The organism is Allobosea sp. FW305-C-101, assembly GCF_058783685.1.
Genome location: NZ_JBYSYT010000003.1, coordinates 447,368 through 460,001, shown reverse-complemented (window position 1 = coordinate 460,001; position 12,634 = coordinate 447,368). Strand labels below are relative to the sequence as shown.

General features: G+C 67.3%; 11 protein-coding genes. 6 read left to right on the top strand and 5 right to left on the bottom strand.

The genetic code is table 11. The annotated features are described in order from the left end of the window. Window positions 1-51: 51 nt before the first annotated feature. Entirely contained in the window at window positions 52-930 is an 879-nt protein-coding gene (locus tag AC3WMA_RS16885) for an ATP-binding protein (protein WP_492286525.1), read from the bottom strand. 340 nt (window positions 931-1,270) lie between these two features. Here AC3WMA_RS16885 and yajC point away from each other — a divergent pair, with 340 nt between their 5' ends. The 5 genes from yajC to AC3WMA_RS16860 all read left to right on the top strand — a co-directional run bounded on the left by yajC (window position 1,271) and on the right by AC3WMA_RS16860 (window position 5,590). Then, window positions 1,271-1,546 carry a preprotein translocase subunit YajC gene (gene yajC, locus AC3WMA_RS16880; RefSeq protein ID WP_257733051.1) on the top strand — a complete coding sequence of 92 codons (276 nt, stop codon included), beginning with the start codon at window positions 1,271-1,273 and terminating at the stop codon, window positions 1,544-1,546. 63 nt (window positions 1,547-1,609) lie between these two features. Continuing rightward, window positions 1,610-3,220 (top strand): protein translocase subunit SecD, encoded by a 1,611-nt coding sequence (gene secD, locus AC3WMA_RS16875; RefSeq protein ID WP_492286524.1) that lies wholly within the window; start codon window positions 1,610-1,612, stop codon window positions 3,218-3,220. 27 nt (window positions 3,221-3,247) lie between these two features. Beyond that, entirely contained in the window at window positions 3,248-4,210 is a 963-nt protein-coding gene (gene secF / locus AC3WMA_RS16870) for a protein translocase subunit SecF (RefSeq protein WP_492286523.1), read from the top strand. A gap of 8 nt (window positions 4,211-4,218) precedes the next feature. Continuing rightward, the gene (locus tag AC3WMA_RS16865; protein ID WP_492286522.1) at window positions 4,219-4,596 is read left to right on the top strand and encodes an Mth938-like domain-containing protein; all 378 of its coding nucleotides are present in this window, start codon (window positions 4,219-4,221) and stop codon (window positions 4,594-4,596) included. 106 nt (window positions 4,597-4,702) lie between these two features. Next, window positions 4,703-5,590: a phytoene/squalene synthase family protein gene (locus AC3WMA_RS16860; protein ID WP_492286521.1), complete on the top strand. Its 888-nt coding sequence runs from the start codon at window positions 4,703-4,705 to the stop codon at window positions 5,588-5,590. Window positions 5,591-5,708: 118 nt separating this feature from the next. On the opposite strand, the gene trmFO is transcribed toward AC3WMA_RS16860, so the two are convergent. Together trmFO and AC3WMA_RS16850 are read right to left on the bottom strand one after the other, a co-directional pair. After that, a complete protein-coding gene (gene trmFO / locus AC3WMA_RS16855; RefSeq protein ID WP_492286520.1) occupies window positions 5,709-7,115 on the bottom strand; it encodes a methylenetetrahydrofolate--tRNA-(uracil(54)-C(5))-methyltransferase (FADH(2)-oxidizing) TrmFO in 1,407 nt (468 codons plus the stop codon). Window positions 7,116-7,301: 186 nt separating this feature from the next. Beyond that, on the bottom strand, window positions 7,302-7,457 hold the full coding sequence (locus tag AC3WMA_RS16850; protein WP_082009515.1) for a DUF1127 domain-containing protein: 156 nt from the start codon (window positions 7,455-7,457) through the stop codon (window positions 7,302-7,304). 561 nt (window positions 7,458-8,018) lie between these two features. Here AC3WMA_RS16850 and AC3WMA_RS16845 point away from each other — a divergent pair. Continuing rightward, entirely contained in the window at window positions 8,019-8,372 is a 354-nt protein-coding gene (locus tag AC3WMA_RS16845) for a hypothetical protein (protein ID WP_492286519.1), read from the top strand. Window positions 8,373-8,423: 51 nt separating this feature from the next. Here AC3WMA_RS16845 and AC3WMA_RS16840 read toward each other — a convergent pair whose 3' ends face one another. Together AC3WMA_RS16840 and AC3WMA_RS16835 are read right to left on the bottom strand one after the other, a co-directional pair. Next, the gene (locus AC3WMA_RS16840) at window positions 8,424-10,823 is read right to left on the bottom strand and encodes a heavy metal translocating P-type ATPase (protein WP_492286518.1); all 2,400 of its coding nucleotides are present in this window, start codon (window positions 10,821-10,823) and stop codon (window positions 8,424-8,426) included. A 214-nt stretch (window positions 10,824-11,037) separates the two neighbouring features. Continuing rightward, window positions 11,038-12,522, bottom strand: a complete 1,485-nt coding sequence (locus AC3WMA_RS16835) for a M81 family metallopeptidase (RefSeq protein WP_492286517.1) — start codon at window positions 12,520-12,522, stop codon at window positions 11,038-11,040. Between the last annotated feature and the right edge of the window lie 112 nt (window positions 12,523-12,634).

The window sequence follows — 12,634 nt, the reverse complement described above, 5'->3', positions numbered from 1 at the left end:
CAGTGCCTCTGGTCATGAGATTCTCGGGTCAAGCCCGAGAATGACGCGTCTTCACGCTTCCAGCTTCCGGCCCAGACGGCCGGCGAGGTCCTGGATGTATTGCCAGGCGGTGCGGCCGGAGCGGGAGCCGCGCGTCGTCGACCATTCCAGCGCGTCGCGGCGCAGTTCGTCTGCGGCTACATCCAGCCCGAAATGGCCGGCATAGCCGTTGATCATCTCCAGGTACTCGTCCTGGCTGCACTTGTGGAAGCCGAGCCAGAGGCCGAAGCGGTCCGAGAGCGAGACCTTCTCCTCGATCGCCTCGCCCGGATTGATCGAGGTCGAGCGCTCGTTGTCCATCATGTCGCGCGGCAGCAGGTGGCGCCGATTCGAGGTGGCGTAGAACACGACATTGTCCGGGCGCCCCTCGACGCCGCCGTCGAGCACCGCCTTCAATGACTTGTAGGAGGTGTCGTCGCTGTCGAAGGACAGATCGTCGCAGAAGACGATGGCGCGGTGCGGATCGTTGCGCAGCTGGCTCATCAGCCCCGGCAGGCTCTCGATATCCTCGCGGTGGATCTCGATCAGCTTCAGCGGCAGCGCGTCCTTGGCGAGGCGCAGGTTGGTGTCGGCATGAACAGCCTTGACCAGCGAGGACTTGCCCATGCCGCGCGCGCCCCAGAGCAGCACGTTATTGGCCGGCAGGCCCTTGGCGAAGCGCTCGGTATTCTCGGCCAGCGTGTCGCGGACGCGGTCGACACCGCGCAAAAGCGAGAGTGCGACGCGGTTGACCTTCGGAACCGGCACGAGCTCCGAGCCCGCTGCCTGCCAGACGAAGGCGTCGGCGGCCTTGAGGTCGGCGGCCTTGCGGCGGGGCGGGGCGATGCGCTCCAGCGCGTCGGCGATGCGCAGCAGCGTGGCGAGCGTCTGGTCGGTCTCGGTCGTGGTCATGGCGGCGTGGCCTTCGTTTCGTTCCGTCGAACCGTACCGTACCGTCCGGTACGGTTCACGCCGCTAGCTAAACCACGCCGTGGATCGCGCGCAAGGGGCATTGCGCGAATGGCAGCCAGCCCATAGGTGAGGGATCGCGCATGGGAGACCGGGCGCGTCCGATTGATTTCATGGCGTTGCTGGCTATAGTCCGCGCGATTTTGCGGCCGGGCGGTGGTTTTGGCTTGCGTCTTCCATCCAGAGATTCGCGGTCGGCGGCGTGCCGCCGCCGTACCAGAGGAGTGTATTCGTGATCACCCCCGCTTTCGCCCAGGCCACAGGAGCCGGTGGCGGCGCCGACATGCTGATCCAGCTCGTGCCGTTCCTGCTGATCTTCGTCATCATGTGGTTCCTGATCATCCGGCCGCAGCAGCGCCGGGCCAAGGCCCATCAGGAGCTGATCAAGAACGTGCGCCGTGGCGACACCGTCGTCACCTCCGGCGGCATGATCGCGAAGGTCTCGAAGGTCGTTGACGATGGCGAGATCGAGGTCGAGATCGCCGACGGCGTGCGCGTGCGCATCGTGCGCGGCATGATCCAGGACGTCCGCTCCAAGGGCGAGCCGGTCAAGAACTGAGAATGCGGTGGCTAGGGCTCCCGATTCGGGAGCCCGGGCACGATAACAAGGCTGTTCACGCAGATGCTTCGTCTCCAGGCCCGCAAGGTCATTCTCGTCCTGCTCGTGCTGTTCATCGGCTGCGGGCTCGCCGTGCCGAACCTCTTGTCGCCTGAGACGCGCAAGGCCATCGAAACCAACGCGCCGTCCTGGATTCCGCGCGCCTTCCTGCCGATCCATGCGGTGGTGCTCGGCCTCGATCTGCAGGGCGGCTCGCATGTGCTGCTGGAGGTCGACCGGGCCGAGCTGATCCGCAGCCAGATCGTCCAGCTGCGCGAGGATGTTCGCCGCATCCTGCGCGATGAGAACGTGACGTTGCAGGGCGGCATCGCCACGACGCCGCGCGGCGTCCAGTTCCGCATCGCGGATACGGCCCAGCGCGCCCGCGTCGTGACCAAGCTGCGTGAACTCGCTCAACCGATCGGGACGCTTGGAGCATTCGGCCCTTCGGGCAACATGTCGTTGCAAATCGTGGATTCGGGCGACGGCCTCGTTCAGGTCAACAACACGGATGCCGGCGTCAACGAACGTATCGGTCGCGCGGTCGGACAGGCGATCGAGGTTATCCGGCGCCGTATCGACGGAACCGGCACGACTGAGCCAAACATCCAGCGCCAGGGGCTGGATCGCATCCTGGTCCAGGTGCCGGGCCTGCAGGATCCGCAACGCCTCAAGATCCTTCTCGGTGAAACCGGGAATCTCAAGTTCCGCCTCGTCGGCGATGCCAACAGTGCCGATGTCGAGATGCTGCCGTCGCAGGATTCCGGCGGTCAGCTCGTTCCGGTGCTGCGCGAGCCTTCCGTCGACGGCGCCAACCTGATCGACGCGCAGCCGGCCTTCGATTCGCGCAGTGGCTCGCCGATCGTGAACTTCCGCTTCAATATCAGCGGGGCCCAGCGCTTCGGCCAGATCACCACCGAGAATCTCGGCCGGCCGCTCGCGATCGTGCTCGACAACAAGGTGATCTCATCGCCGGTGATCCAGTCGCCGATCACGGGCGGCTCGGGCCAGATCTCCGGCAATTTCACGGTCGAGCAGGTCAACAACCTGGCGATCCTGCTGCGCGCCGGCGCGCTGCCCGCCAAGATGACCATCGTCGAGGAGCGCACCGTCGGCCCCGGCCTCGGCGCCGACTCGATCCAGGCCGGCAAGATAGCGACCCTGATCGCGACCGTGCTGGTGGTGATCTACATGCTCCTGACCTACGGTATCTTCGGCCTGATCGCGAGCATCGCATTGCTGGTCCATGTCGGCCTGATCTTCGGCCTGATGTCCTTCCTCGGCGCGACGATGACGCTGCCCGGCATCGCCGGCATCGTGCTGACCATCGGCACGGCGGTCGACTCGAACGTGCTGATCTACGAGCGCATGCGCGAAGAAGAGCATGCCGGCCGCAGCCTCGTCTCGGCGCTCGAAGCCGGCTTCCAGCGCGCCTTCGCCACGATCATCGACTCCAACGTCACGATGCTGATCGCGGCGGTGGCGCTGTTCTCGCTTGGCTCCGGCCCGGTGCGCGGCTTCGCGGTGGTCTTCATCCTCGGCATTCTCACCACCGTCATCACGGCGGTGACGCTGACGCGGATGCTGATCGCGATCTGGTATCGCTGGGCCAAGCCCAAGCGCCTGCCGTTCTGACGCTGCCAACCCTTCAGGAGATTGGCCATGCGCCTGCTTCGTATCGTTCCGGACAACACCAAGTTCAAATTCGTCTGGTTCCGCCGCTTCAGCTACCCGCTGTCGGCCGCCTATTCGATCCTGGTGATCGTGCTGTTCCTGACCGTAGGCCTGAATTTCGGCATCGACTTCAAGGGCGGCACCTTGATCGAGATGCAGACCAAGGGGCAGGCCGTCGACATCGCCCAGATCCGCCACACCGCCAACGCGCTCGGCTTCGGCGAGGCGGAGGTGCAGGAATTCGGCTCGGGCGGCGAGGTTTCGATGCGCTTCGGCATGCAGCCGGGCGGCGAGACGGCGCAGCAGGCCGTCGTGGTCAAGGCGCGTGAGGCTTTCGCCTCCAGCTACGAGTTCCGCCGCGTCGAGACCGTGGGGCCCCGCGTCTCGGGCGAGCTGGTGCAGGCCGGCACGCTTGGCGTCGTGCTCGCGATCGTCGGCGTGCTGATCTATCTCTGGTTCCGCTTCGAGATGCCGCTGGCGATCGGCGCGATCCTCGGCACGCTGCACGACATCGTGCTGACGATCGGCTTCTTCCTGATCACGCAGCTCGAATTCAACCTGACCTCGATCGCGGCGATCCTGACCATCGTCGGCTATTCCCTGAACGAGACCGTCGTGGTGTTCGACCGCACGCGCGAATTGCTGCGCCGCTACAAGACCATGCCGGTGGCCGAGTTGCTCGACCTCTCCGTGAACTCGACCCTGTCGCGCACCGCGATGACGGCGACCACGACCTTCCTGTCGCTGCTGGCGCTCGTGATCTTCGGCGGCACGGCGATCGAGGGCTTCGCGCTGGTCATGCTGTTCGGCGTCGTGGTCTGCACCTATTCGGCGATGTTCGTCTCGACCCCCGTGCTGCTCTACATGGACGTCCGCTCGGCTGGCGCCCGCGAGGAGGCGCAGGAAGCGGCGCGGGCCGCCAAGGCTTCCGCCGCCAAGGCGAAGGCCTGATCGCGGCCGTGCCGCGCTTCGAGGGCTTCGTTCCCGGCCGTTTCCCGCTCGACGCCATCGGCGCGGGCGGGTTCCGCTTCGCCGAGATGAGCCACAAGGGCTCGATCATCGCGACGCCGGCCGGCATCCGCATCTGGCCGGTGACGCGCTTTTCAGAGGTCACGATCGAGAGCCTGCAACCGGTGCTCGACGAGGCCGGGGCGATCGATTTCCTGCTGATCGGGACGGGCGCGGACATCGCCTTCATTCCGCCCGCACTGCGTGATCCGCTGAAGCAGGCCGGGATCGCGGTCGAGGGCATGGCGACCGGCGCGGCGGCGCGGACCTACAATGTCCTCGTCGGCGAGGACCGACGGGTGGCGGCGGCGCTGATCGCGGTCGATTAGGACCGCTTCGTGAGCCGGCCATGTGAGCGGCGCGTAGCGAGGACGCCGCGCTTGGCCTAGACTGGGCTTGGGCCGAGGGCGAATGATGACGGGCCAGGGCGGAACGATGCCGCAGACCGAAACCGACGACCGCAGGGAGACCGCGCCGGCGCGCCTGCCGGAGGCCTATGCCCATTGCGCCGCACTGGTCCGCGAGCAGGATCAGGACCGCTATATCGCCGGGCTCTATGCGCCCGAGGATCGCCGGGTGGCGCTCTATGCGCTCTATGCTTTCAGCCTGGAGATCGCGCGGGTCAGGGCGCTGGTCAGCGAGCCGCTGCCGGGCGAGGTGCGCCTGCAATGGTGGCGCGACGTGCTGGAGGGACAAGCTGGCGGCGAAACGCAGGCCCATCCGGTGGCTGCGGCCCTGCTCGACACGATCAGGCGTTATCGCCTGCCGGTCGCGCCGCTGACCGCGTTGATCGATGCGCGCATCTTCGACCTCTATGACGACCCGATGCCCTCCCTGCGCGACCTGGAGGGCTATGCCGGCGAGACGGTGAGTGCCGTGATGCGGCTTGCCTGCATCATCCTGGCCGGCGGGCGCGATCCCGGCGGGGCGACGGCCTGCGGCCATGCCGGCGTCGCCTATGCGCTGACCGGGCTGATGCGCGCCTTCCCCTGGCATGCGGCGGAGGGGCAAGTCTATCTGCCGGCCGACATCCTCGCCCGCAACGGCGTGACGCGCGACGACATCGTGCGCGGGCGCGGCGGGCCGGGCGTGCTCTATACGTTGAAGGAATTGCGCGAGATCGCGCGCGGCCACCTCAAGAAGCTGACCAGCCTCAGCGAGACGATTCCAGCCGGGTTGAGGCCGGCCTTCCTGCCGGTGGCGCTGGTCGAGCCCTATCTCAAGCGGATGGAGGTGGGCGGTTACGACCCCTACCGCACCATCATCACCCTGCCGGCCTGGCGCCGGCAGTGGGTGCTCTGGCGGGCGTCACGGAAGCGGTAAGGTGCGTCATGCCCGGGCTTGACCCGAGCATCTCATGACATGGAGGCTCCAGAGCCTTCTCTTGCCAGAGATTCTCGGGTCTGCGCTTCGCTTCGCCCGAGAATGACGGCAGAGCTGCCTATTCCGCCGCCTTCGCCTCGACGCCGCCGGCCCATTCGTCCATGACCTGCTTGGCGCGCGCCGTGAGTGCCTGCTTGCGGGCGAGGCTCTTGGCCGGGCCTTTCAGGCGCTTGCCGTCGGGGCCGGTGGTCGCAACGCCCTCGATCAGCGGGAACAGCCCGAAATTGATGTTCATCGGCTGGAAGGAGCGCGGCCCCTCGTCGATGGTGACGATATGGCCGCCGGTGATGTGGTTGACCAGCGCGCCCAGCGCCGTCGTCGCCGGCGGCATCGGCAGGTCGCGGCCGAGCCGCTCGGCTGCGGCCATGCGGCCCGCCAGCAAGCCTGTCGCGGCGCTCTCGACATAACCTTCGCAGCCGGTGATCTGGCCGGCGAAGCGCAGGCGCGTGTCGGCCTTGAGGCGCAGGCGCTCGTCGAGCAGCTTCGGCGAGTTCAGGTAGGTGTTGCGGTGGATGCCGCCGAGCCGGGCGAACTCGGCGTTCTGCAGGCCGGGGATCATCCGGAAGATCGCGGCCTGCTCGCCATATTTCAGCTTGGTCTGGAAGCCCGTCATGTTGAACAGCGTGCCGAGCGCGTTGTCCTGCCGGAGCTGGACCACGGCGTAGGCCTTGACCGTCGGGTTGTGCTTGTTGGTCAGGCCGACCGGCTTCATCGGGCCCCAGCGCAGGGTCTCGCGGCCACGTTCGGCCATGACCTCGATCGGTAGGCAGCCGTCGAAATAGGGCGTGCCCTCCCATTCCTTGAACTCGGTTTTCTCGGCAGCGAGCAGCGCGTCGATGAAGGCCTCGTACTGGTCGCGGTCGAGCGGGCAGTTGATGTAGTCAGCGCCGGTGCCGCCGGGCCCTGCCTTATCGTAGCGCGACTGGAACCAGGCCTGGTCCATGTCGATCGAATCGAAATGGACGATCGGCGCGATCGCATCGAAGAAGGCGAGCGCGTCCTCGGAGGTCAGCGACTGCAGGCCCTGCGCCAACGCGGGCGAGGTCAGCGGGCCGGTGGCGATGATGACATTGTCCCATTCGGCCGGGGGGAGGCCGGCGATCTCGCCGCGATCGATGGTGACGAGCGGATGCGCTTCGAGCGCCGCGGTGACCGCCTGCGAGAAGCCGTCACGGTCGACCGCAAGCGCGCCGCCGGCCGGGACCTGATGGGCATCGCCCTTGGCCATGATCAGCGAGTTCAGCCGGCGCATCTCCCAGTGGAGCTGGCCGACGGCATTGCTGGAGGAATCGTCGGAGCGGAAGGAGTTCGAACAGACGAGCTCGGCGAGCCCTTCCGTCTTGTGGGCGTCGGTGCCGCGAACGGGCCGCATCTCGTGGATGATGACGGGGATGCCGGCCTCGGCGATCTGCCAGGCGGCTTCGGAGCCGGCGAGACCGCCGCCGATGATATGAACGGGTTCCATGGCTTGCGGATGTGTCCGCAGCCGGGCCGCAGGTCAAGGGACAGGCGGCCTGAAATGCAAAATGCCCGCCGTGAGGCGGGCATTCGCTCTTCGACCGAAGCTCGAGGGGAGGGGAAACACGAGCCTCAGGAGAAACTACACGGAACGCGCCGCACCCTGTGCGCGGCGGTTCTTATTCCAAAGCCTTCAGGCCGCAGCGTGCGAACGCGCGATGAAGGAGATCTCCGAGCGCGACAGGCCGAGATCGTCGAGCTCGCGGTCGGTCAGACGGGAGAGCTCGCGAACGGTCTCGCGATAACGGAGGTAGGCGCGGATTTTGGCAGCGATCATGGTGACGAACATGGTGGTTTTCCTTAGCGATATTCCGGACCGGGGCGGTGCCCACAGCGATAATTTCGTTGTGCACTGCATATAAACCGGACAGCCTGCTTCCAACAGGGGCACGTCGTCAGCTCCGATATGCTTTCAACGCATGACGAGTTAAGGTTCCGGTCATTTTCGGGGGATCGTTCTGCGCTGAACGTAACGCTTGCGGCGAAATTGAGGAAATCGACAGCCTTCGAATTGTGCATTCGTCAGCCCGGACGGGTGGCTGCGAGAATGATTGCCTATTAAGTGGGCATGTTGCAGTTGCTAAATGGCGAGCGCTTGCGGCAAGGCAATTTTGCGTTGCAGCAGGAGCGGCGCGGCTGCGATGCCGGGTCGCAGCGGAGATCGGCGGCACGACTCGAAATACTCCGCGTGCGGCAGCGCTTGCCGGGCAGAACTTGCCGATTCGACGGTCGATGGCCCGCCGGTATCTGAGTCGGATATCAGCCAGTTCGTTGAAATCAATAGCGGTTTTTCGCTGCTCCACCGCGGCCCGGAGCTTGCCTGCCGGTGGTCAACAGAAAGGAGCGCGCGATGACCGTCTCATTCTCGACCTCGAACTGGCCCGTCAACCTGCCGAAGGCCTACGCCGCCACACAGGCCGCCGATGAGGATTCGAAGCAGGGGGGCGGCGCTTCCGCCTCGTCCTCTGCCTCCTCGTCCTCGACAGAAGCCGAATTCCTGAAGATCGCGCGGATGACGCCGGAGGAGCGGGTTCAGGCCGCGCTCCTCGCCAAGCTCGGCATGAGCGAGGAGGAATTCAACAAGCTCGACGCGCAAGCCAAGGCCGACGTCATGAGCAAGATCCGCGACGAGATGCTGAAGCAGATGGAAGCCAAGGGCGAGAGCGCGAAGAAGACCGGCGCGCTCGCCGATATCCGTGTGTGAGACGCATGTGCGAGGCCGGCTGCCACCGGCCTCGTTTTTTCGATCTGTTGGTCAGCTCACCTTGCCGGCGTCGAAGCGCAGGAGCCGCAGCGCGTTGGCCGTGACGATCACGGTCGCGCCGGTATCGGCGAGGATCGCGACCCAGAGGCCGGTATAGCCGAGCACGCTGGTGACCAGGAACACCGCCTTCAGCCCAAGCGCGATCGTGATGTTGGTGCGGATATTGCCCATCGCCGCGCGTGCCAGCCGGATCAGCGCCGCGACATCGCGCACGCGGCTCTTCAGCACCGCGCCGTCCGCCGTCTCCAGCGCGACATCGGTGCCCGAGCCCATGGCGATGCCGATGCTGGCGGCGGCCAAGGCAGGGGCATCGTTGATGCCGTCGCCGACCATCATCACCGACGTCTCGCCGGAGAAGGCCTTGATCGCCGCGACCTTGTCGTCGGGCATCAGCTCCGCCTTGTGCTCCATGCCGAGGCCGGCGGCGATGGCGGCGCCGGTGCGGGCATTGTCGCCGGTCAGCATGGTCGAGCGGATGCCCATGGCCTTGAGCTCGGCGATGGCTGCCGCGGCGTCCTCGCGCGGCTCGTCGCGCAGCGCGATGAAGCCGGCGAGCGCGCCATCGACGATGACGGCGGCGACGGTCTTGCCGGCGGCCTCCAGCTCCTCGGCCGTGACGCGGGCCCGCTTGTCGAACGGCGCGCGGCTCTCGGCATGGCGCGGGGCGCCGACGAAGACGGCGCGGCCATCGACCTTGCCGGTGACGCCCTGGCCGGCCAGCGCTGCTGCCTCAGTCGCGGGCTTGTAGGCGATGCCGTCGGTGCGGGTGCGCTCCAGCACGGCCTCGGCCAGCGGGTGCGACGAGCCGTATTCGACCGCGGCGGCGAAGGCCAGCACCTCGGCCTCGCTGCCGGCGAGCGCCACGACATCGGTGACGCGCGGCTTGCCCTGGGTGAGGGTGCCGGTCTTGTCGAAGGCGACGAGGCCGGTCTTGGCGGCGGTCTCGATGACGACGCCGCCCTTCATCAACAGGCCCTGGCGGGCGCCGGCCGACAAGGCGGCGGCGATCGAGGCGGGCACCGAGATGACCAGCGCGCAGGGGCAGCCGATCAGCAGCAGGGCGAGCGACCGGTAGATCCAGACCGACCATTCGGCGCCGAGCAGGAGCGGGGGCACCAGCGCGACCAGCACGGCGAGGCCGACGATCGCCGGCATGTACCAGCGCGAGAAGCGGTCGATGAAGCGTTCGGTCGGGGCGCGGGCCTCCTGAGCCTCCTCGACGAGACGGATGATCCGGGCGATGGTGTTGTCCTCGGCCGCCTTGTCGACGCGCACGCGCAGCGCCGCCTCGCGGTTGACCGAGCCGGCATAGACGGGCTCGCCGACGCCCTTGGTCTTGGGCACGGATTCGCCGGTGACCGGGCTCTCGTCGATGCCGGAGGTGCCGTCGGTGATTTCGCCATCTGCCGGGATGCGGTCGCCGGGGCGCACCAGCACGGTCTGGCCGATCCTGAGGCTCGCGGCATCGACCTGGCGGGTCGCGCCGTTCTCCTCGACGATGGCGGTCTTGGGGACGAGATCACCGAGCGCCCGGATCGAGGCGCGGGCGCGGTCGGCTGCGACGCCTTCGAGCACCTCGCCGACCGCGAAGAGGAAGACGACCAGCGCCGCTTCCTCGGCGGCGCCGATGAAGAGCGCGCCGATGGCGGCGATCGTCATCAGCATCTCGATGGTAAAGGGAATGCCGGCGCGGGCCGCCGCGAAGGCGCGCTTCGCAACGGGGGCGACGCCGACGATACAGGCCAGGATGAAGGCCGGGTGGCCGATGCCCGGCCAGATCACGCCCGCGGCATAGGCCGCGCCGAGGACCAGGCCCGTCGCGATGACGAGGCGGCCCTTGGCCGTCTCGTACCAGCTCGCGCCATCGGGCGTGGCCTCATGGACATGGCCGGGCAGGCCGTGGTCGTGGTCCTTCGCGGCGGTGGCCGGCTGGGCGCTCTTCGGGGCGTGGTCATGGCCGGCGTGGGAATGGCCCGAATGATCGTGGCTGTGCTTGTGATCGTGACCATGCGCAGCGCCCGAGCAGCAGGCGTCGCCGTGCTCATGCTTGTCGTGATCATGGGCATGACCGCTATGGTCGTGGGCGTGGCTGCTGTGATCATGGCCGCAGCCGCAAGCGTCCTGCTTCGCGGCGGGCGGCGCGGAAGCAGGAGCCGTCAATGCGGCCGTGGTGTAGCCGAGGCTGTTCACGCGCTTCTCGATGGCTTCCGGCGTGGTCGCACCGACGTCGAGGGCGAGCGTCAGCGTTTCCGACATCACCAAGAGCTTGACGTCGCTGACGCCGGGCAGGCGTTCCACCGCGCCGCGAATCTTCGCGGCGCAGCTCGCGCAATCCATGCCGCCGACCTTCCAGGACAGGGTCTGGGCTGTGGTTTCGGGGCGGGCGGCCATGACGTGTCTCCGTCTCTCTTTCGCTACGGGACATCTCTCTACAAGCTGTAGCCACTTCAGGTTCAAGAGGGAAAATGCACCTTGGGTGCATGTGCGTCATGCTCGGGCTTGACCCGAGCATCTCAGGCCGGAGGAGGCTCCTTGCGCCCTTTCGTCATGAGATTCTCGGGTCTGCGCTTCGCTTCGCCCGAGAATGACGGGGCCGGCGCGGCCCTCAATCCAGCGGGAAGACCGGGCGGCGCAGGCGCTTGTAGGGCTGGCCGGCGATCCGGCTGGTGCAGGGGCCGGGCGTCGCCACGGCGAAGCTGCCCTTGGCGATCTTGTCATAGGCACGCCTGTGCGCGACCGCCGCCTTGACGCCGATCGCCTTCAGCGTCTCCGGATGGATGCCTTGCGAGCGGAGCTGGCCGAGATCGAATGGCGGGGTCTTGCGGCTGCTCAAAAGCACAGTGACGCCCTCGACCTTCACCACAGCGCACGGACCCATGCTGAAGCGGGAGCCCTGCGAGGCCGCGAGATGGCTGTTGAGGTCTTCCAGCGCGAATTCGCCGTCGCTGGCGCTGACGAAGCTGGCCTCGATCTCGACCGGACCTTCGGCGATGGCGCTGCCCTTGCCGCCGATCGAGAGCCTGCGGGTCTCGCCGGGCCTGGCGCCGGCCATGGCGGTGACGGCGGCGGGATCGGCGATGGCGACCGCGCAGTTCCCGACGCCATGGCGCAGAAAGGCGCGCAGCACCGAGGTTGAGTCGCCCGGTGCGCCGCCGCCGATATTGTCGGCCGGTTCGACCACGATATAGGGGCCGCCCTCCGAGCGCAGGATCTCGGCCACGGCCTCGTCGATGTCCCATTCCGCCGGCAGGCCGAATTCGCGCAGTTCCGTAGCGGTCGCGGACAGGCGCTCCAGCGCTTCGCGAGCGGGAGCTTCCGGGCCGTTGAAGGCGACCGCGAAGGCGACGCCGGCCTCGGGCACATCCGAGAAGGAATAGCCGCCGACGACATTGGCCACCCAGATATCCGGGTTCTCCTGCTCGATCCGGCGCGCCAGCGCCTCCAGATCGCGCATCGGCCGATCGGCGGTGCCGGTGCCGGTCGGCGGCCAGATCACTGGGGCGTTGCAGGAGAGCATGCGGGGCCGTTCGCCGCGCGCGAGCGCTCGCGCCAGCAGCCTGGCTGATCGCACGGCAGATTCGCGCGCGTCCGTATGGGGGTTCTCGCGATAGGCGACGAGGGTGTTGGCATTCTCGGCCATCGCCGCGGTGAAATTGGCGTGAAGGTCGAAGACGCCGAAGACCGGCAAGGTCTCGCAGCCGGGCACCGCGCGGATATGGGCGAGGAGCGTGCCTTCCGGATCAAGGCATTCGGTCGTGACCATGGCACCGTGCAGGGCGAGCCAGATGCCGTCGAGGCCGCCACGCGCGAGGGCTTGCTTCAATCCGGCGTCGAACTCCGCGAGGAAACGCCGGAACACGGCATGATCGACCGTGCCGGCGGGCAGAGCGGTGTAGTCCACCGTCGGCAGCACCTCCCAGCCTTCGGCCTCGGCGACTTCGAGGAAGCCGTCCACCGTCGAGCCGTCGCCGCGGCGGGCCAGCAGCTCCGCGCCCTTGCGGATGCTGAAGTCGGCGAGCGTCGTCGTCTCGTCGACGAAGCTGTGGGTCTCGTGGAAGAGCGATCCGAGCAGGATGCGGCGGCGGGACATGATCGGCTGGGGCTCCTTGCTCGCAGGATGCATTCATCTCGGCCGCCGATCTGTTCCGGATCAAGCCTGCATTGTTCCACTGTAGGGAACGCGGGTGCTTTGACAGGCCGCG

Bases quoted from the DNA above. Each gene is read 5' to 3' on its own strand.
- AC3WMA_RS16885 (WP_492286525.1), bottom strand. From the start codon at position 930: ATGACCACGACCGAGACCGACCAGACGCTCGCCACGCTGCTGCGCATC.
- yajC (WP_257733051.1), top strand. From the start codon at position 1,271: ATGCTGATCCAGCTCGTGCCGTTCCTGCTGATCTTCGTCATCATGTGG.
- secD (WP_492286524.1), top strand. From the start codon at position 1,610: ATGCTTCGTCTCCAGGCCCGCAAGGTCATTCTCGTCCTGCTCGTGCTG.
- secF (WP_492286523.1), top strand. From the start codon at position 3,248: ATGCGCCTGCTTCGTATCGTTCCGGACAACACCAAGTTCAAATTCGTC.
- AC3WMA_RS16860 (WP_492286521.1), top strand. From the start codon at position 4,703: ATGCCGCAGACCGAAACCGACGACCGCAGGGAGACCGCGCCGGCGCGC.
- trmFO (WP_492286520.1), bottom strand. From the start codon at position 7,115: ATGGAACCCGTTCATATCATCGGCGGCGGTCTCGCCGGCTCCGAAGCC.
- AC3WMA_RS16850 (WP_082009515.1), bottom strand. From the start codon at position 7,457: ATGTTCGTCACCATGATCGCTGCCAAAATCCGCGCCTACCTCCGTTAT.
- AC3WMA_RS16845 (WP_492286519.1), top strand. From the start codon at position 8,019: ATGACCGTCTCATTCTCGACCTCGAACTGGCCCGTCAACCTGCCGAAG.
- AC3WMA_RS16840 (WP_492286518.1), bottom strand. From the start codon at position 10,823: ATGGCCGCCCGCCCCGAAACCACAGCCCAGACCCTGTCCTGGAAGGTC.
- AC3WMA_RS16835 (WP_492286517.1), bottom strand. From the start codon at position 12,522: ATGTCCCGCCGCCGCATCCTGCTCGGATCGCTCTTCCACGAGACCCAC.